Source organism: Pedobacter nutrimenti (assembly GCF_003208655.1).
GTDB classification, from domain to species: domain Bacteria; phylum Bacteroidota; class Bacteroidia; order Sphingobacteriales; family Sphingobacteriaceae; genus Pedobacter; species Pedobacter nutrimenti.
The window spans coordinates 39,545-59,013 of the sequence record NZ_QKLU01000011.1; the positions used below are offsets into that span (position 1 = coordinate 39,545).

At 42.8% G+C, this 19,469-nt stretch carries 18 protein-coding genes; 12 read left to right on the forward strand and 6 right to left on the reverse strand.

The genetic code is table 11. From position 1 onward, the window contains the following. Positions 1-67: 67 nt before the first annotated feature. Together B0O44_RS23415 and B0O44_RS23420 are read left to right on the forward strand one after the other, a co-directional pair. Complete coding sequence (locus B0O44_RS23415; RefSeq protein WP_170123398.1) at positions 68-934, forward strand: ROK family protein; 867 nt, start codon at positions 68-70, stop codon at positions 932-934. Beyond that, complete coding sequence (locus tag B0O44_RS23420) at positions 934-2,139, forward strand: MFS transporter (protein WP_110834532.1); 1,206 nt, start codon at positions 934-936, stop codon at positions 2,137-2,139. Before B0O44_RS23415 ends, B0O44_RS23420 begins: the two co-directional genes overlap by 1 nt. Before the next feature lie 118 nt (positions 2,140-2,257). On the opposite strand, the gene B0O44_RS23425 is transcribed toward B0O44_RS23420, so the two are convergent. Together B0O44_RS23425 and B0O44_RS23430 are read right to left on the reverse strand one after the other, a co-directional pair. Beyond that, positions 2,258-2,731 (reverse strand): hypothetical protein, encoded by a 474-nt coding sequence (locus tag B0O44_RS23425; RefSeq protein WP_110834533.1) that lies wholly within the window; start codon positions 2,729-2,731, stop codon positions 2,258-2,260. Positions 2,732-2,774: 43 nt separating this feature from the next. Next, positions 2,775-3,179 carry a hypothetical protein gene (locus B0O44_RS23430; protein ID WP_110834534.1) on the reverse strand — a complete coding sequence of 135 codons (405 nt, stop codon included), beginning with the start codon at positions 3,177-3,179 and terminating at the stop codon, positions 2,775-2,777. Positions 3,180-3,551: 372 nt separating this feature from the next. On the opposite strand from B0O44_RS23430, the gene B0O44_RS23435 reads away from it, so the two are divergent. The 5 genes from B0O44_RS23435 to B0O44_RS23455 all read left to right on the forward strand — a co-directional run bounded on the left by B0O44_RS23435 (position 3,552) and on the right by B0O44_RS23455 (position 8,153). Further along, the gene (locus B0O44_RS23435) at positions 3,552-4,880 is read left to right on the forward strand and encodes a cytochrome ubiquinol oxidase subunit I (RefSeq protein ID WP_110834535.1); all 1,329 of its coding nucleotides are present in this window, start codon (positions 3,552-3,554) and stop codon (positions 4,878-4,880) included. A 3-nt stretch (positions 4,881-4,883) separates the two neighbouring features. Then, complete coding sequence (locus B0O44_RS23440; RefSeq protein ID WP_110834536.1) at positions 4,884-5,903, forward strand: cytochrome d ubiquinol oxidase subunit II; 1,020 nt, start codon at positions 4,884-4,886, stop codon at positions 5,901-5,903. A gap of 18 nt (positions 5,904-5,921) precedes the next feature. Further along, a complete protein-coding gene (locus B0O44_RS23445; RefSeq protein ID WP_110834537.1) occupies positions 5,922-6,536 on the forward strand; it encodes an HAD family hydrolase in 615 nt (204 codons plus the stop codon). A 147-nt stretch (positions 6,537-6,683) separates the two neighbouring features. Then, on the forward strand, positions 6,684-7,451 hold the full coding sequence (locus B0O44_RS23450) for an AcvB/VirJ family lysyl-phosphatidylglycerol hydrolase (protein ID WP_110834538.1): 768 nt from the start codon (positions 6,684-6,686) through the stop codon (positions 7,449-7,451). Positions 7,452-7,466: 15 nt separating this feature from the next. Beyond that, on the forward strand, positions 7,467-8,153 hold the full coding sequence (locus B0O44_RS23455; RefSeq protein WP_110834539.1) for an alpha/beta fold hydrolase: 687 nt from the start codon (positions 7,467-7,469) through the stop codon (positions 8,151-8,153). Positions 8,154-8,160: 7 nt separating this feature from the next. Here B0O44_RS23455 and B0O44_RS23460 read toward each other — a convergent pair whose 3' ends face one another. Next, positions 8,161-10,749 carry a phosphatidylglycerol lysyltransferase domain-containing protein gene (locus B0O44_RS23460; RefSeq protein ID WP_110834540.1) on the reverse strand — a complete coding sequence of 863 codons (2,589 nt, stop codon included), beginning with the start codon at positions 10,747-10,749 and terminating at the stop codon, positions 8,161-8,163. A 175-nt stretch (positions 10,750-10,924) separates the two neighbouring features. On the opposite strand from B0O44_RS23460, the gene B0O44_RS23465 reads away from it, so the two are divergent. After that, entirely contained in the window at positions 10,925-11,860 is a 936-nt protein-coding gene (locus B0O44_RS23465; protein WP_110834541.1) for a glycosyltransferase family 2 protein, read from the forward strand. After that, positions 11,860-12,633, forward strand: coding sequence for a polysaccharide deacetylase family protein (locus tag B0O44_RS23470; protein WP_110834542.1), 774 nt, complete (start codon positions 11,860-11,862; stop codon positions 12,631-12,633). Before B0O44_RS23465 ends, B0O44_RS23470 begins: the two co-directional genes overlap by 1 nt. Here the strand turns inward: B0O44_RS23470 and B0O44_RS23475 are convergent. Further along, positions 12,608-13,090, reverse strand: a complete 483-nt coding sequence (locus tag B0O44_RS23475) for a GtrA family protein (RefSeq protein WP_110834543.1) — start codon at positions 13,088-13,090, stop codon at positions 12,608-12,610. The genes B0O44_RS23470 and B0O44_RS23475 overlap by 26 nt on opposite strands. 27 nt (positions 13,091-13,117) lie before the next feature. Beyond that, positions 13,118-14,176, reverse strand: coding sequence for a 2Fe-2S iron-sulfur cluster-binding protein (locus tag B0O44_RS23480; RefSeq protein WP_110834544.1), 1,059 nt, complete (start codon positions 14,174-14,176; stop codon positions 13,118-13,120). Between the two features lie 142 nt (positions 14,177-14,318). On the opposite strand from B0O44_RS23480, the gene B0O44_RS23485 reads away from it, so the two are divergent. From B0O44_RS23485 to B0O44_RS23495, 3 genes are all read left to right on the forward strand, one after another. Continuing rightward, complete coding sequence (locus B0O44_RS23485; protein WP_110834545.1) at positions 14,319-17,120, forward strand: TonB-dependent receptor; 2,802 nt, start codon at positions 14,319-14,321, stop codon at positions 17,118-17,120. A gap of 5 nt (positions 17,121-17,125) precedes the next feature. Further along, positions 17,126-17,896 carry a GLPGLI family protein gene (locus B0O44_RS23490; RefSeq protein ID WP_110834666.1) on the forward strand — a complete coding sequence of 257 codons (771 nt, stop codon included), beginning with the start codon at positions 17,126-17,128 and terminating at the stop codon, positions 17,894-17,896. Between the two features lie 105 nt (positions 17,897-18,001). After that, positions 18,002-19,180, forward strand: coding sequence for a metallophosphoesterase family protein (locus B0O44_RS23495; RefSeq protein WP_110834546.1), 1,179 nt, complete (start codon positions 18,002-18,004; stop codon positions 19,178-19,180). On the opposite strand, the gene B0O44_RS23500 is transcribed toward B0O44_RS23495, so the two are convergent. After that, positions 19,134-19,421 carry a hypothetical protein gene (locus B0O44_RS23500; protein WP_110834547.1) on the reverse strand — a complete coding sequence of 96 codons (288 nt, stop codon included), beginning with the start codon at positions 19,419-19,421 and terminating at the stop codon, positions 19,134-19,136. The two genes, B0O44_RS23495 and B0O44_RS23500, sit on opposite strands and share 47 nt — an antisense overlap. Between the last annotated feature and the right edge of the window lie 48 nt (positions 19,422-19,469).

Here is a 19,469-nt window from a genome sequence, read left to right on the forward strand (position 1 = left end):
TGATTCGTTGAACCCATATGGGTTTTGGCTCTTGCGGAGCAAATGAAAAGAATTATATTTGATGTACATGGAAAGAATTGTAATGGGAATTGATATCGGCGGATCCCATATTACTGCCGCCCTGATTGATCTTGATCTGAAAAAAGAAGTGGAAGGTACATGGGTGAGGGATCGGGTAAATGGCCGGGGCACAATTAATGAAGTCATGGATGCCTGGACCGAAAGTATCGCAAAGGTAACAAGTGCTTATGCAGGCGAGGTTAGTCAGATTCATATCGCAATGCCGGGCCCTTTTGCCTATAAAAAGGGGGTTAGTCTGATCAAAAACCAGGACAAATACCGCTCCCTGTATGGTAAAAATATAAAAGACATGCTGGCAGATCGGTTAAACATCAACACATCTGCAATTCATTTTATGAATGATGCGGCCTGTTTTTTACAGGGTGAAGTATTTACCGGCAGTATGAATGGTTATGACCATGCCATAGGCCTGACCCTTGGAACAGGATTGGGCACTGCACATTATGTAAACGGGCAGGCTAAAGATGCCGATTTTTGGAAAATGCCTTTCAATAAAGGAATAGCAGAAGATTACCTGTCTACCAGGTGGTTCATCAAAAGGTATTTTGAACTCAGCGGAAACACCATTAAAGATGTTCGGGAACTGGTCGAAAAATATGCAGGCACGCCTGAATTTAAAGAGGTCTTTGCCGAGTTCAGTCAGAACCTGGCCGCTTTTCTTTATAAGTTTATCCGGAAAAAAATGCCTTTGGCTTCTGTGATCGGAGGAAACATTTCCAATGCGGAGCAATATTTTCTGGACGACACCAGAAGAAACCTTGCAGAAATGATGGGCTATAGTTTTCCGGTCAGAAAATCATTGTTAAACGAAAAAGCGACTTTGATTGGGGCAGCAGCAGCGGCCATTTTATAATGTTCAAACAAATTATTACCACTTACAAAGCGTCTTTTACTGGATTAAGTCGTGAAACCTGGTTATTGAGCATTGTGATGCTCATTAACCGGAGCAGTTACATGGCCGTACCTTTTATGAGCCTCTATGTAACGCAGTACCTTCACCGTCCAACTTCCGATGCAGGGCTCATCATTACCATTTTTGGAATAGGCTCTATTCTGGGGGCTACCGCTGGTGGGAAATTTACCGATGTATTTGGTTTCAGGGCTGTACAGATTTTCAGTACGATGGCCGGAGGTGCTTTTTTTATTTTTTTCTCGACCATTAAGCATTTTGAAACCCTTTGTTTTTTAACCCTGGTCATTAGCTTTTTTTCGGATGCCTTCAGACCGGCCAATTTTACGGCAATTGCTTCTTATGCCAAACCAGGCAAAGAAACCCGTTCTTATTCTTTGAACCGCCTGGCCACAAACCTGGGTTGGGCAGTGGGCAGCAGTATAGGAGGGATCATTGCTTCCTATAATTACCAGCTGCTGTTTATTGTGGATGGCACTGTAAGTATACTTTGTGGTATAGCCATTCTGGCTTTTTTACCAGCTGTAAAAGGCTACCGGAAAGCGGTTAAGGAAAAAACAAAAGGGCTTGTTGTGGCCAAACCCTGGGAGGACCGCCTGTTTGTGAGGTTTATCTTGCTCACAACCCTGTTTTTTACTTTTTTCTTTTTGATGTTTCGGGTCGTTCCTCTGTTTTTTAAGGAAGTATGGCATATGGATGAATCCGTTATCGGGATGATCCTTGGCCTGAACGGAATTATCATTGCCCTTTTTGAAATGGTGATGATCAGTAAAATAGAAAACAAAAGGTCTCTTGTCCATTATATCGTGGCGGGGGTGTTGCTGGTCGGGGCTTCTTTTGCCTTGTTTTTGATACCCAAATCACTTCCGGTAATCCTGGCCCTGGTGGCTATGGTCTTTTTTACTTTTGGAGAGATGTTGTCCCTTCCCTTTATAAATACTTTTGTCATCAGCAGGAGCAACGAATTTAACCGTGGGCAATATGCTGCCGGTTATACCCTGAGTTCTTCTTTTGCCCAGGTCATTGGCCCTACAACGGGGTTTTATGTGGCAGAAAAAATGGGGTACAATGTTTTATGGGCGGGTATGGTGGCTTTGCTGCTGTTGTGTGCTTTTGGCTTCAGCCGGTTAAAGATAAACCGGTTATAAAAAAGACCTTAAAGGAAACGGGGATGTTCCGTCCGAAACACCCCCGTTTAAATTAACGCTCTCAAATATATAGACGGGTAAATAATGGTTTTATTGTATAAGACCGAAAAAAAAAGTTTTAAACCGGGTCATTCCGTTCTTTCCTTAAAAAGAAATAATTTCCCGGATGTTCATAGAAATCCCTGAAAGCCTCATCGTAAGTGATTCCTGCTGGCATTTTTTTAAATTGCTCGGGAGTGATGAATTCCCAGGTCAGGTGGTGCTCCTGCTCAACGGCCCGGATCTGCAGGGGAAAGTGCATCACATGCTGCTCCAGAAAAGCTTTTTTACTTTCTGCCCAGGCTTTATGGTCCCCAAGGTTGCGGGGCCAGGTATACAGTTTATGTGCTTCCCTGGTGTTGACACCATCATAAAGAAAACTGGATTGTTTTAAGATCAGGTCACTGACCGGAAGTTCTTCAATGCTTCCATGATACTGATCTCCGGATTGGGCAACCACTATAGCCCTGGCCGTAAAATAGGGGGCACTTAAACCTGCACCCTCATGCAGCTTAAGCCCGTCTGTAAATACTAGTGTTCCTTTTTTAAACAAAATATAAGGTTTTTTAGGACTTAGACGGACAAAAATTGTACCGTTACTTTGATTTGTCTTCTTCTTCTTCTTTCATCGATTTTTCTTCCTTACTGGCAATGATCTTTTCCTTTTTGAGGTCAATGCGAACGATGTTGTATAAACTCATGTAAATGTTTGCAATCCAGACCAGTGAAAAACCTGCCAGGATATAGCCCCTCCAGTCGCTGAGGTACAAGTGGTAATCCGTAAGCAACAGGATCAGAATGGTGACATAATGGCTGAAACAATATTCACAGGTAAACAGGTAGAAAAATTTCCGCTGCAGCAGGGATTTTGATTCCCTGGACCTTTTTATAAAATATTCCCTGGGCTCCCTGAAAACCTCTTCATGGGTAACTGTCCAGGCCATACAGGCCACGGGGATGGCTAAAATAAAAAGCCAGTAAAGGGGTTGATCATAAATCATGTTCTTATTACAAAGGAGCAGGGGCTATTGTTTGTTTTCTTTAAGCCTTCATTTTCAAACAAATAAGCAGGGTGGATGTTGTTCAAATATGGAAGACATCTCCTTAAATAAAACCGAACTGTTATTGGGTATGGTGGTCCTTGTGATGATCATCATACTGGTAAGATATATTTTGAGGAGAAAAAAAAGGGCCGGTAAATAAATCACCGGCATGCCTTGTTCAAATAAAATTACATTCAGTCAGCAATTAATTCCCGGACTTTTATGGTTGCTGTGCAATTACAATTAAATTTGTGAGCAAGCTAAGAAAGACCAAAACCGGTCTTCTGACCATTTTTTCTTTCTTAAATTGTAAACTAAATTCTTGCCCCTATGGATGATTTTCTGGCTGCCCGGCTCCAAATGGCCTTTTCCCTCGGTTTTCATATTGTTTTTGCCTGTATAGGAATGGTAATGCCATTTTTTATGACAGTAGCGCACTTTATCTGGTTAAAAACCGGTAAGGCGGTTTATCTGGATGTAACCAAAGCCTGGAGTAAAGGGGTGGCTATATTTTTTGCAACCGGGGCCGTATCAGGAACAGTATTGTCATTTGAACTGGGCTTGCTCTGGCCAAAATTCATGGAACATGCGGGGCCTATTTTTGGAATGCCCTTTTCCCTGGAGGGAACTGCTTTTTTTATAGAGGCCATAGCCCTGGGTTTTTACCTGTATGGCTGGAAAAGGATTCATCCCTGGTTTCACTGGGCAACAGGGGTCGTGGTCGGGGTAAGCGGGCTCATTTCAGGGATACTGGTGGTGGCAGCGAATTCCTGGATGAACAGCCCTTCGGGTTTTGATTACGTAAATGGTGCTTATTTAAATATTGACCCGATTAAAGCCATGTTCAATGAGGCCTGGTTTTCCCAGGCCCTGCACATGTGTGTTGCGGCATTTGTGTCTACGGGTTTTGCAGTGGCAGGTGTACATGCCCTGATGATCCTAAGGAAACGGAACGTCCTGTTCCATAGTAAAGCTTTTAAAATTGCGGCTGTATTTGCGACAGTTGCAGCTTGTCTGCAGCCCTTAAGTGGCGACATTTCTGCCAAGGATGTTGCCAGACGGCAGCCGGCCAAACTTGCAGCCATGGAAGCCCATTTCCACACCGAAAAAAATGCTGCACTGATTATTGGGGGGATTCCGGATACTGCAGCTAAAGAAGTTAAATACGCCCTTAAAATTCCTGGATTGTTGAGTTTTATGGCGCATGGCGATTTTAATACCGAGGTGACCGGTCTGGATAAAATTCCAGTTGCCGACCAGCCGCCGGTAGCAGTAACTCATTATGCCTTCCAGGTGATGGTTGGCCTGGGCATGGCCATGCTGGGCCTGGCATTGCTTTATTTTATCGCCTTATGGAAAAAGAAACAATGGCTCCGCGGCAGGTGGCTGCTGAAATTATTTGTAATAGCCACCCCATTGGGTTTTATTGCACTGGAAGCCGGATGGACGGTTACAGAAGTGGGGCGTCAGCCCTGGATCATTAATGGCATTATGAGAACCGCAGATGCCGTTACGCCCATGCCGGGTATCCGTTATTCTTTTTACCTGTTTACGGCGGTTTATATTTCGCTTTCCCTGATTGTTACCTTTTTGCTCTACCGTCAAATTGCCATGGTGGGCAGGTTGTATGATTCTGAAGTTAAACCACAAAATGATTAAGCTATGGTATATGTTGTAATTGCCTTTTTATGGACTGCGATACTCTTATATGTGTTGTTGGGCGGTGCCGATTTCGGAGCAGGGATCATTGAGCTGTTTACCTCCAGGCCAAACCGGTCCAGGGCCCGAAAAACCATGTATCAGGCCATTGGCCCGGTATGGGAAGCGAACCACATGTGGCTCATTATTGCCATTGTCATCTTGTTTGTCGGATTTCCGAAAATATACACCACCGTGTCGGTTTATCTGCACATTCCGCTGGTTTGCATGTTGCTGGGTATTATTGCCAGGGGTACAGCCTTTGTGTTCCGCAATTACGATGCGGTAAAGGACAATATGCAGAAATTGTATACCTCCATTTTTATCTATTCCAGTCTGATTACACCCTTTTTTCTGGGCATCATTGCGGCGAGCTCGGTATCCGGACAAATAGACCTGCAGGCAACAGATTTCCTTTCTGCTTATGTGTTTAGCTGGCTCAGCTGGTTTTCCCTTAGCGTAGGCCTGTTTACAGTGAGCATTTGTGGGTATCTGGCGGCGATTTTTATTATTGGGCAAACGGATAATGCGGCAGACCGGGCGCTGTTTATCCGAAAGGCCAAACGTAGCGTATTTGCAGTTATGTTTGCCGGGGCCCTGGTTTTTATAGCGGCCTATAGTGAACAGATTCCAGTCTGGAAATGGATATTTGGCCATCCACTGGGCTTGCTGGCCATTAGTTCGGCCAGTATTTCCTTGTTGGTCATGTGGTTTACCATAGATAAGGATAAACCGGCAGTTTTACGTCTGCTTGCGGGTTTTCAGGTAACCATGATCCTTTTTGCGGCCACCTATACCCACTTTCCAAACATTGTTTTACTAAAAAATGGGGAGGAATTGTCGCTCCTTGCCCATCAGGGGCAGGCCAAAACAATTGATTCCTTAGCCTATGCCTTACTGATCGGGAGTATTTTTATCCTGCCTGCGCTTTTTTATCTGATTTATGTTTTTCAGAAAAAGAAGCCAGATTTTAATGAACATTAATTTACTTTTCAATAATTTATGGAGCAATCCGAATTTTTAGCGCTTTCAAAACTTTCTGAAGGCAGTTACAAGGCTTTTCTATACGATTGTGACGGTACCCTTACCGACAATATGCCGGCACATACGGCAACTTATGTGGAAGCCGCTCAGGAGCAGGGTGTGGTGTTTAATCCTGCAATGATTACAGAATTGGCAGGTTGGCCCATTGCCCGTGTCGTGGAAGAAATTAACCGTCGTTATGGTGCTTCACTGGTGCCGGAGGAATTTAAGGTCAGGAAGGCACAAATTTATGCCCAGTGTTATTTGGATCATGTGAAGCCAATTGATTACGTTGTAGCGCATTTAAAAGCGAATGCGGGGAAAGTAAAAATAGGTGTGGTATCTGGTGGCGACCGGCCGGCCATTCAAAGGACCCTGCAGGTTTTGGGGATAGACCATTTGGTAGAGGTGCTGGTCTGCGCAGGGGATACTGAGAAAGGAAAGCCTTTTGCCGATCCCTTTTTAAAAGCGGCGACCTTATTGGGTGTTCCTGCATCTGATTGTCTGGTTTTTGAAGACGGCATTCCGGGAGTGGAGGCAGCCAAAGCAGCCGGAATGCACTGGATCCGGGTGGACCAAATGACCTTTGGTTAAGCATTTGTTTTTTATTTGTTACAGCCTGTTTTCTCTGCAATAAAAATATTTGAATACTTTAGGGCCTGTTTAATTTATAAATCTAAGCAGGCCCTTATGGATTGGTGTGTTTTTTGCTGACAAGCGATATGTTCTCTATCTGAAAAAATGAAGCTCGGGTTAAAATTATTAGGCATCTTCTTCCTGTTGTTTACTTTATCCGGCTGCGGGCTGCTGGTCCGTAACCGCATTAGCAGTCACCATGGGATAGAACAAAATGATTATAACCTTCCGGTTATTGTATACCCGACCTCCAATATTTTATCCAAAAGGATATTGTTTCTGTTTTCAGGTGATGGGGGCTGGCTGGATTTTGAAGACAAATTGGCAACTGAATACACCAAAAGGGGTTTTTATGTGATCGGTTTCAATTCAAGAAGTTATTTCTGGGAACAAAAATCCCCTCAGGAAACAGCCGATGATATTTTCCTGCTCCTGGACAAATACAATGCTTTGTATAAAACAAACCGTATTTTCCTCTGCGGCTTTTCATTTGGTGCCGACGTGGTTCCTTTCATTTACAACCGTCTTCCAGAAAAAACCAAGGAAAAAGTGGCCGCCATCCAGCTCATGAGTCCCTTTTCTTCTTCAGACTTTAAAGTACATACTTCAGACCTGCTCAATATTGCAGGGGACAACCGGCCCTTTAAAGTTGCTCCTGAAGTCGAAAAAATTACCATACCTGTATTTTGTTTTTATGGGGAAGCTGAAGAAGCAAAGCCTTTAAGTGAGCTCAATCTCCCTAATTTTAAACTCGAGCTCCTTCCGGGAAGCCACCGTTATGATCCGGCTGCCTATACAAAGATCATCTCTTCGCTAAGGCCAAAAAGATTTCTTGGCCGTCAGCTGAGTTTAATATCTTTGGGAAAAATTTAAAAGACCTAAACCTGCATGAATTTTAAACTTTCTTTAAGTCTGCTGTTGTTGTCTTTTTCCATTATGGTTAAAGCACAAAAAAAAGCCCCCCTTTCGGCACTTCCCCTTCATACCATACAAAGGAACGAAAATAAGCCCCTTGTTTTTTACCTGAGCGGGGATGGTGGATGGAATAAGTTTTCGCAGAACCTGAGCCAGGAACTGGCCGATAATGGTTATGCCCTGGTCGCTCTGGACACCAGAAAATACTTCTGGGAACAAAAAACACCGGCACAATTTGCTCTTGATGCCGAAAGCATTATAGAGCATTACCTCAAAGCCTGGAACAAATCGTCTTTTGTGATCCTGGGCTATTCCTTTGGTGCGGATGTAGGTGCTTTTTTGCCCACACACCTGGCTGCCGAAGAAAGCCAGAAATTAAAATCGCTGGTGCTGCTTTCACCGGGTTTTTCAACCGACTTTGTCACTAAAATTTCCAATATGCTGGGCTTTGGCGGAACCAATAAGGGCAAATTCAAAACCTATCCCGAACTGCTAAAAAGCCCGGTACCGGTTCATTGTATTTTTGGAAAGGACGAAGAAAGCGATTTTTATCAGGCCATTAAAACATCTGATAAAATTCACAAGATCATTATTCCCGGTTCCCATCGTTATGACGACAACATCAAACAAGTGGCCAGGGCAATCATCCAGGGTTTTTAATTAAAGCTTAACTGCCTTCAGAAACCCTTTTTAAAGCCCTTGGCACCTGTAAAAGGTGGTAGTTGTGGCTAAAAATCAGATATTTCTTTTCCCAGGAAGGGAAGAATTTTTCCTTATACTTTCTAAGGCCTTTAAATTGTCCGAAAACCTTAAGGTTCTCGTAGGCATACTTAATGGTCTTTTGGGTTACGTTTACATCTTCCATACCCGAAAGCGGGGCCAGGCCCATATTTGCAGAGGTATAGCCTTGTTCTTTCAGGTAAAGGAAGGTTTTGGCCAGTAACATGTCCAACACCCCGTTTGGAGCATCCTTTATTTTCCGGATCAAATCATAAGTGGCCTCGCCAGGCGCATAATCGGGGATCAGGTTTAAAAAAGCGTACACTTTTTCTTCCTGGTCCTCTATGGTTAAAATGGTTTGCTCTTTAAGAATGCTGGCATCAAATACCCCTTGTGTAAAAGCAACTTCCTTTTGCTGTAATTCCTGCAGCCAGTTGTCCGATACTTTTTCCAGTTTTTGAAGTAAGCCTTCCTTAATAGGGGCTTTATAAACTTTTAATTCAAATCCTTCGGCGGTTAGCCTGTTGACTGCACTGCGTGTGGTTTTCATTTTACCGCCATCCATGGTAAAAGTGCTCAGGTTTAAAATGGCCTCCTCACCAATAGGAATAGATTTGCGTCCTAAGGCATGGTAAAATTCCAGCGACCTTTCCGGTACCCTGTAATAAGCACTAATGAAACCATTTTCCTTACAGAACACTTCAAACTGATTGACCATGTCCAGCTTTTCGGCTGCGGTTTCTGCCACAGGATCTTCAAGTACAATGGCAAAATGCCTGGTGATTTTAAAACTGATAAAGGCACTTTTGCTTTCATTAAAGAATAAAAACTTATCCGGATAGGTTTTAAAATAATCAAGGGCCGAACAACCAAAACTTTTGAGCAGGTCATTTGCGGTATCAAAATCGGCTTCTTTATTATAGGGTTTAGAGAAATATGGTTTTAAAAGACTAAATACAAAAAACAAAATCAGGCTGGCCCCGGCAAAATAAATGGAGTCCTCAAAATGTTTACCGAAATGGGTCCGGGCCACCAGGGCCTTATCGTCTACCAGAAAGAGCAGTTTGAGTACCGCTTTTATGGCTTCTGTAAACTTAAAATCTATACCAAAATGTCTTTTGTCAATAAAATAAAAACCGAGTACCCCATAAGCCATCACCGCCAGTGCAGCATAGATGAGCACAAAATAGTTAATGGATATAAAACGGGGGTGGGGCCTTAGTTTATAGTTGCCGCTGGTGTACCATAACACAGAGCCGGCCACAAAAGCAAGTATGGCTTCCTCGAAATCTGCAGCCTTAAGCAAATGACCAAAAAAAGAAAAAGCAGTTAAGGCAACGGCAATATACCAGGCCCTTCTGGAGCCCTGGAGTAAAAAGATACTCAGCATCACCAGGATTAATCCGAAAACCAAAACCAGGGCATTACTGGTTACAATAACGTCTTCAGGAAGCAGGTTTTTCACCAGCCGCAAACGGGCTGGTATGGCAGGGGTAATGGAAGAAATGATGTTCACAATACCCAGGATCAGGATGATAAACGCAGGCAGGACCCTAAGGATAAGATTGTCCTTTTTGGTCATGAAACTTAGTATACCGGCAATCAGCGGGAGCCAGAATTCAAAAAACCTGAAAAGCAGGGTAATGGTGGCCGCCGCAACAATAGGAAAACCAAATTGCTGAAGAATAAAGGTCAGTGAAATTTCTATGGTGCCCAGTCCTCTTAAAAATGGCGAGGCGATCAGTAAAATGACCATCACCATATAGCCGATAATCGCTGCCGGCCAGCTGGCATTTAAACCAAGGGCCAACATGGAAATGTACAGGTGTACAATACCAATAACCTCTATGCCTATAGAAACCAATAAGGTATTCCAGAATTGTTTTCTGCTAACCTTTTGGTCTATCATGTCATCGAGTATGGTGGTCAGTGAAGGTCTGATGCGGGCCAGCCATTTATAGGCAGCTCCTTTTTTGGCAATAGAATAAATGAGCCATACCAGGCCTGCAGTGAGCAGGAGCAGGAACACGAAACTAAGTAATTCGGCCGTTCCCAGTTTGGTAAACAACAAGGCAATTCCTAAAACAGGAATACCAACCACCACAACAGAAAGAATACTGCAAAAACCAAATAAGGTAGAGGCCAGGTGGATCTGGGATTTAGAAATTCCTTCTTTTTCTACTTCTTTTGTGAAAAAAACAAGGGAAGAAAAGCCACCTGCCGGTAAAAATATACTGACCAGGTTGCGCTTTAAAAAAAGCTTTACAGCCAGCCCAAGAGGGATTTTTTTATTTAAAGCTTTAAAGCTGTAAATGTACATAACAGCTTGCGCGAGCACATAAACTACGGTCAGGGCAATCCCTAAACTGATGTATACAGGATCACTGCTTTGTAGTTGTGCCGTGATCTTGATGACCTCTATATGTTCTGCCCTGATAAAAAATGCAGCCATGGCAATCATAAAAATTGCAACAAAGAACTGCCAGAAGAATTTGTTATAGATCAGTTTAGAAATAAAGTTTTTCGCGCTATGCATTCTGCAATTTTAGAAAAATTAACACAATAAATAACATTAAATCTTTGTAAAAGGTTGACAAAAATATATAATGTACTGTGTAGTTGTAATTTTATTTGCAATTTTGTGAACCTAAATAAATACCCCGTAAACAATGATGTTGTAACGCATATGTTACCGGGGCCCCGAAAAACCAATGAGCAAAAAAGTTTCAATTGTCATTCCTGCCTATAATGAACAAGATAATCTGGTGGCTATTGTAGACCGACTGGAAAACATTATGGAGGGGAGATCGTATAACTTTGAAATTATACTGGTCGACGACGGGAGCAAGGACAAAACCCTTTCTGTCATCAAGGCCATGACCCTGGCCAGAAAAAATATTTTTTACATAGAGTTTTCCAGAAATTTTGGCCACCAGCCTGCCCTGAAGGCCGGACTGGACCACGCCGATGGTGATTGTGTGATTTCGCTGGATGCCGATTTGCAGCATCCCCCGGAACTGCTCGTCCAAATGCTGGAAAAATGGGAGGAAGGTTACGAAGTGGTGTATACCAGAAGACATGAAGACCGTTCCCTGCCTTATAAAAAGAGGGTAACTTCTTCTTTGTATTACAGGTTATTGAACTCCCTTTCGGATATAGAAATTGAACCTGGAACGGCCGATTTCAGGTTAATGGATAAAAAAGTAGTGGACGTTTTTAAAGAGTTTAATGAAAATGAACCTTTTATCCGCGGATTGATCAAATGGATGGGCTTTAAGCAGTTTGCCATTGATTATACCCCAAACCAGCGGTTTTCCGGTGAAAGTAAATACAACGTCTCCAAAATGCTCAGGCTTGCCATGCACGGGGTAACTTCTTTTAGCATTAAGCCTTTATATACAGCCGTATACCTTGGATTCATTTTTTCTTTTCTGTCTGTTTTATACATTCCTTATGTGCTGCATGCTTTATATACAGGAAAAGAAGTAGACGGCTGGGCCTCGACCATTGTAACGATTGTGTTTTTTGGAGGCTTGCACCTGATCATCCTGGGCATTATTGGAATTTACATGGGCAAAATGTTTCTTCAAAGCAAAAACCGGCCAAATTACATTATCCGTTCCTCTAATCTGGTAAACCTGGTCTGATGGTGTTATTGAGTTTTGATATCGAGGAATTCGATATGGCTTTTGAGTACGGAAAAAGCATTAGTTTTCAGGAACAGATCAGCATTTCGGTGACCGGGACACAGCACATTCTGGACCTGTTACAAAAACACGAAATAAAGGCAACATTTTTCTGTACAGCTACATTTGCACAACATGCACCGGAAATCATCAGCAGGATACTGGATGAAGGACATGAACTGGCCTCTCATGGCTATTATCATTCTGATTTTAAACCAGAACACCTTCTGGAGTCCAGACTCGAACTGGAAAGATTATCGGGCAGGACAGTAACAGGCTACCGTATGGCCCGGATGATGCCTGTGGACGAAGAAGAAGTGCGCAAGGCGGGCTATGTGTACAACAGTTCCATTAACCCAACCTGGCTGCCGGGAAGGTACAATAACCTGCACATCTCCAGAACTTATTTTAATGACCATGGGGTGCTGCAATTACCAGCTTCGGTCAGTCCGCAGTTGCGTTTTCCGTTGTTCTGGCTTTCTTTTCACAATCTGCCCCTGTGGCTTTATAAATATCTGGTTAAAAGAACAATCCGTAAGGATGTCTATCTGAACGTGTACTTTCATCCCTGGGAATTTACAGATCTGCGGGATAAAAATAAATTTGGTTTTCCTTCCTATGTAAGCAGAAATTCCGGAAAACAGATGATCTCCAGAATGGATAATTTTATGAGCTGGGTTAAAAAGCAACATTACAAAACCGGGACCATCAGGGATTTCGTTTCTTCTTTGTAAAAGTCACATAGGTTTGAAAGAAATAACTGAACAGGGACAGGATCACAATGATCAGTGCCTGGGAGGGTGTTGCCCAAAAGCCAAAATAACCCACAAAAAGGTGCAATAAAGCATAGTCAAAGTAAATGCTCATGCCTGTTACAGCAGCATAGCGGAACAATTGCACCCTGCCTTCGAGGTCCGATTCCTGGAAAACCACATACTTGTTTAGCATAAAGCCCACCGGAAAACTGAAACACAAAGCGATCACATAAGCCCCGATGTACCTGGTCAGCGTATAAGGCCCGATTTGAATAAGTGCTGTATCGAGTATAAAATTATAGCTGATGAAAAAGACCAGTAGGTTTAACGCGGCATTGCTTCCGCCCGAAACCGCATACCTGAAGGTCTGGAGCGGAATGAACCTGGAAAATGGAGGATAAAAAAAATCTATAAACTGGATAATACGGCCTTTCATCGCTTCAAAGATAGCTAAAAGCCCGGCTCAGCCAATAATGATACGTGTATTATTGGCGGTCGGATGTCCTGTACAAATCAATACACGGCCTTGCTCGAGTTCCTGGTCGGTCAATACTTCATTGTAATCCATTCTTACGCCGCCTTCTACGCAGGTTGATGCGCAGGTGCTGCACATACCCGCGCCACAACTATAAGGAAGGTTAATGTTTTGCTCCAGGGCCGTTTCCAGTATTCTTTTGTAATAGGGAACTTCCAGTTTGTAGGTTTTGCCCAGGTAATCCAGCACAACCGAATAGGTATTGGTGTCTTTTATTTTTTTCTCGGTCTGGTCGTCATCATCCGCTTCGTCTTCCGGGATAAAATACGTTTCTCTTTTGATCTGCTCCATTGCAAAACCCATGGCACGAAGGGTAATTCTGCACAGGACCATATAATTGATTGGGCCGCAGGTATAAAATAAAGCGTCATTGCGGTCGTAGCTTAAATGTTCATTTACAATTTGTTCTATACGGACATTGTTCAGTCTGGCCAAAAGCAGGTTTTTGGATTCACTAAACAGGTACACAATCTGAAAGCGTTCCCGGTAATTGTGCTGCCATTGGTTCAGTTCTTCATAAAAAAGGGTGTCCCTAACAGATTTATTGCTGTAAACCAATACAATTTTGGAATAAATTTCAGTAAGCAGGGCGGTTTTTAGGATAGAAAAAACCGGGGTAATGCCCACGCCTGCAGCAAACAGGAAAACTGTTCTTTTCAACTCCGGAATGGGCAGGTAAGTAAAAATACCACCGGGTTCCAGGGCATTTAAAACATCTCCCTTGCCTACTTTATGATGAAGGAATTTAGAGATTTCCCCGTTTTCTACCAGTTTAACTGCAATACTAAGCGGTTCATCTATAACCGGTGAGCTGAAAATGGAATAGGAACGCCTGATTTCTTTGTCATTGATGATAAAAGAAAAGACCAGGAACTGTCCGCTCAGGTAACTGATTTTGTGCCCCTGTACAGGTTCAAATGTGATCACTACATTTTCTGCGGCTTTTCGCTCGTGTCCTATAATGCGAAGTGGTATTGTTTTAGTCATGGCCTTATCATCGGAAATAATTGCCCTTAAACTGTAATAATAAGGCTAAATCCGGGTCAAAATAAAGAAAAATGTTAAAAAAAGTTAAAGGTTCTTTTAAACTAACTACTTAGTTATATATTAGGGCCAACCTAAATCCTGTATGAAAAAAATTATACCAGTAGTTTTACTGCTCTTGCTGGGCACACTTTCCCTGCGCGCCCAAGGACCACATTCCATTAAAGGTTTTGTGGTCGATACCCTGTATACGACCAGGCTCATAAACTCCTCTGTTTCGGTTTTAAATGCCAAAGATTCTACGCTGGTAAAGTTTACCCGGGTGGGGGAAAACGGTGCATTTAACATTCCGGGAATCCCTACCGGTAAATTTATTTTGCTGGTCACTTATCCGGGCTATGCAGATTATGTCGAAAAATTTAACCTGGATTCCCTGCACAAAGAAAAGGACTTTGGAAAAGTAAACCTGATCCTGATGGCAAAATTATTATCAGAAGTGCTGATCAAAGGGACCGCTGGGGCCATTAAAATAAAAGGCGATACCACCGAATTTAATGCCTCCGGTTTTACGATACAGCCCAACTCCAAAGTAGAGGATTTACTTAAACAGCTTCCTGGAATTCAGGTAGACAAGGACGGTAAAATTACTGCCCAGGGACAAAAAGTAAATAAGGTTTTAGTGGATGGGGAAGAGTTTTTTGGAGACGACCCGACCCTGGTGACCAAAAACATCCGTGGAGATATGGTCGATAAAGTACAGCTTTACGATAAAAAAAGTGACCAGGCCACCTTTACAGGTATTGATGACGGGGTCAAAGAAAAAACCCTGAACATTAAACTCAAGGAAGATAAAAAGCAAGGCTATTTTGGTAAACTGGACGCCGGTGCCGGCACAAATAAAAATTATGAGGGCCAGGGCATGTTTAATATGTTCAAAGGCAAAAAGAAGTTCTCTGCCTATGGGACCATAGGGAATACTGGCAGAACAGGTTTGGGCTGGCAGGACAACAGTAAGTATGGTTCTTCTTCTAATATGGAGTTTTCAGATGACGGGGGGATTATGATTTTTGGCGGGGGCGGTGATGACCTGGAATCCTTCAGTGGTCAGTACAATGGAGAAGGAATTCCTCTGGCGCGTACTGGTGGGGTACATTATGATGGCAAATGGAACCAGGACAAAGAGTCCATCAACAGCAACTACAAGATTGGTTCTTTAAGCGTGGATGGAACAAAAAATGTACAGACACAAAATAACCTGCCAGGAGGGATCATTAAAAGCAATTCAGACCAAACCTTTAACAATTATGCTTTTCGCCAGAAACTGGATGGAATCTATGAAATCAAGCTGGACTCCACTTCTTCACTAAAGGTCTCCGTTGAAGGTACTCTGAAAAACAATGAGACCAATACGCATTATTCAGGCAATTCCCTGAGGGAAAATGATGTGCTTTTAAACACAACGGACCGTAACCTGGATAATAAAACCGATGAGAAACTCTTTAAAGCCACCGCTTTCTGGAACAAAAAACTGAAAAAGAAAGGCCGTAGTATTTCCTTAAGCCTGAGTGAAAGCATTAATGAAAAAGAAAGCAAGGGATTTTTAAGATCAGAAAACGGCTTTTACAATACAAGCGGGAAGCTGGACAGTACCAGGATCGTAGACCAGTACAAAACCAACCGCATCAGAAGCAGTGTTTTCAATTCCAATTTGACCTATTCCGAACCTTTCTCTCCTTATTTTTCTGTCATTTTGAACTACGGCCTGGGCATAAACAATGGTCTGCAGGATAGAAAATCATTTAACGCGGTTAGCCCGGGCCAGTATACGGTACTGGACAGTGCATTCAGTAACAATTATAAACTGGATCAGCTCAGTAACCAGGTTGGCGCGATATTTAACTATAAAAAGGAAAAAACTATTATCAATTTCGGAACAAAAATGACGGCTGTAAATTTTGAACAGCTGGACCAGTTTACCAATAAAAAAATGGACCGGAATTTCCTGAACTGGAGCCCTCAGGCTTCTTACCAGTATAAGTTTTCTCAACAGAAATCTATCCGTATCAGTTACAATGGTAACAATACCCAGCCGAGTATAGACCAGATCCAGCCGGTGAGGGTAAATACAGACCCCTTAAACATTACTGTTGGTAACCCCGACCTCAAACCTTCCTTTACCAACCGTTTTAATGCCAGTTATAATTCCTATAAGGTTTTAAGCTCCAGGTATCTGTGGTTAAATGCCTCTTATTCTTTTACCATGAACCCCATCGTTAGCAATACCACAACGGATGCAGCCAGTGGAAAAACCACTTATCAATCCATTAACCTGACGACAAAAAACACGTCAAATTATTATCTGTATGGCAGCATCAGCAGCAAAATTAAGGCGATTGGCATTGATGCCGGGCTATTTTTAAATGCAAACGGGAATACTTTTTACAATTATGTGAACAGTGAGCTGAACAAAACAGAATCTTATACTTATTCCGGTGGGTTTAATGTGTCCAGGTATGCCGAGAAAAAGTATAATTTTTATGTGAGTTTTGGTCCCAATTACAACACAGGACAATCTTCCCTGCAAAAAAATGTCAACAACAACGGCTGGGGCTTTACAGCAAATTCTTCGGCAACGGTATACCTTCCTGCCAAATTTGAAATCAGTTCTGATGTGGGTTATGAATACAGGGGAAAAACAGAATCTTTCAATGAGGATTTTAAAAGAACCATATGGAATGCTTCACTGAGCAAAAAATTCTTTAAATCCGAAGAACTGAAACTATCTCTTTCCGGACGGGACCTGCTGAACCAAAATACAGGGTTCAACAGAAGTGCTTATGGCAACATGCTTACACAAACTAATTTTACCACAATTAAAAGATACTTTATGTGTTCTCTGACCTGGGATTTTAATAAAATGGGCGGAGGGGCTAAAACTCAAAAATAATGACCATGAACCCTAAATATATTCTACTACTGTTGCTATTGCTTTGCACAGACCTGCTGCATGCACAAAATGCCCACTTTACCACCGAAGGCGAAATTGAATTCGAAAAAACGATAAATATGTATGCCATGATTAAAAAAAACATGGGCACGAGTTCTTTTTATGAACAAGCTTATGATGCTTTTAAAAAATCACAGCCGCAGTTTAAGGTGCTCAAAAGTAAGCTTACCTTCGGCGATCAGAAAAGTTTGTTTGCCCCGGTAGAAAGTAAAGAAATTACAGGTGGTGGCTTTTTTGGAAACGAACCAACTGCCAGCCAGAACAACATCATTTTTAACGACCTGAAAACTGGAATGAGCACCAGTCAGAAAAATGTTTATGAAGAGATCTTTTTAGTGAGGGACACCACGCGGAAAATCAAATGGAAAATAACGGATGAAAAAAGGGAAATTGCCGGTTACAATTGTCGCAGGGCAAACGGCCTGATGATGGATTCTGTTTATGTGGTGGCTTTTTATACCGATAAAATTCCGGTGTCCAGCGGGCCCGAATCTTTTTCGGGACTACCGGGAATGATCCTTGGTGTGGCCCTTCCTCATGAAAACATTACCTGGTTTGCAAAAAAGGTAACCGACCGGCCTGTGGTGCCAAAAGAAATTGCCCCGCCCACAAAAGGAAAGGCCATGGACCTGGCCGGATTTAAAAAATATCTGAATTCGGCGCTTAAGGAATGGGGCGAATATGCCAAACCGGCTTTAAAAGCATTTCAGCTGTAAAAGGAAAAATCCCGGGCTGTCCAAGGTAAAGTAATTGTAAATTTTGATGTTTGTTAACATTTGGTTAACAGGAGTCCCCTAGCTTTGTTTTAAGCTCAAGGACCTATGTGTACACAAGAGATTTTTACAGGGCCGGTTTTTAAGAAGGACCAGCCCGACGATTCCTACAAATTCCAGTTCCCACCTTTGCCAACCGGGGCCTATCCCTACCACCTGGACCTTCCTCTTTCCTGCCGGAATACCACAGGAAAACGCCTGGTCTTTAATTTGACAGGAGATACAGGGGGGGTAAAAGCGCCGGCTTTTCAAAAGGAGGTTGCCTTGCAAATGGCGCAACAATACCTCAGCCCCGAAAGCCGTCCGCAGTTTTTATATCATCTGGGTGATATTGTTTATCATTTCGGGGAAAAGGAACAGTACCAAAAACAATTCTTCGAGCCTTATGAAAATTATCCGGGGCCTATTTATGCCATTGCCGGAAACCACGATGCCGATGTAAATCCCGACAATCCTGAACCTTATGAAAGTCTGGACGCTTTTTATAATGTTTTTTGCAATACCAGTTCCAGGACGGTCTATTTTGCAGGAGCACATTCCCGAAAAAGCCAGCAGCAGCCCAATGTGTACTGGACATTAAACACCGAATTGGCCACCATTATTGGCTTGTACAGCAATGTACCCAAATATGGAAGTATAGGTGCTGCACAGCGAAGCTGGTTCATAGAAGAACTGAAAAGGGCAGGGACATTGAAACAGGAAAAAGCCATTATCGTTTGTCTGCACCATGCACCTTATTCTGCCGACACCAACCATGCTTCCAGTTTGCCGATGATCCGTTTTCTGAATATGGCTTTTGAAGAGGCCGGCGTGTATCCGGATGTGGTTTTTAGCGGTCACGTGCACAATTACCAGCGTTTCTCGAAAATATATGGAAATGGAAAAGAGGTTGCTTTTATTGTCGCAGGAGCAGGGGGCTTTGACGAACTGCACACCATTGCCCGTACCGATGACCCACTTTTTACAGATCACAGTCCTTTATTGCAAGGGGTCCGTTTGGAAAAATATTGTGAAAATCAGCATGGTTTTCTGAAAGTGGATATTGAAAAGGGCCAGGGAAAATTTAGGCTAACCTGCGATTACTACACCATAAACCAGCAAAGCGGGCTTTCAGAAAAACAGGAAGCTTTTGACCGGCTCACCATAGACCTGCAGCAGGACCGTGAATCTGAAGAAATGCTCAGGTTTGCTCCAGTGCCTGCATACCCAGTTTATTCATCTCTTTAAGGATCAGGGCCGAGATCTCCGCGCTAACGTCGTTGGCGATATACCACCTGATTTGGTTTTTGGGGTTGTAAACCAGATAAATGACTACATCTTCAAATATGGGGTCTACATATTCCAGGTGCCTCAAGCTGAAGTGCTGCAATTCGGCGGCTTTTTCAAGCAGCTTCTGATTAAAGATCTTTACCACAGATCTGTTCTCTTCATTTTCTTTTACCCGGGTGGTCTGTATTGTAATGATCAAGGGAAATCGTTCTTAATTCGTACTTATTGTCTTAGGCCTTACAAATTC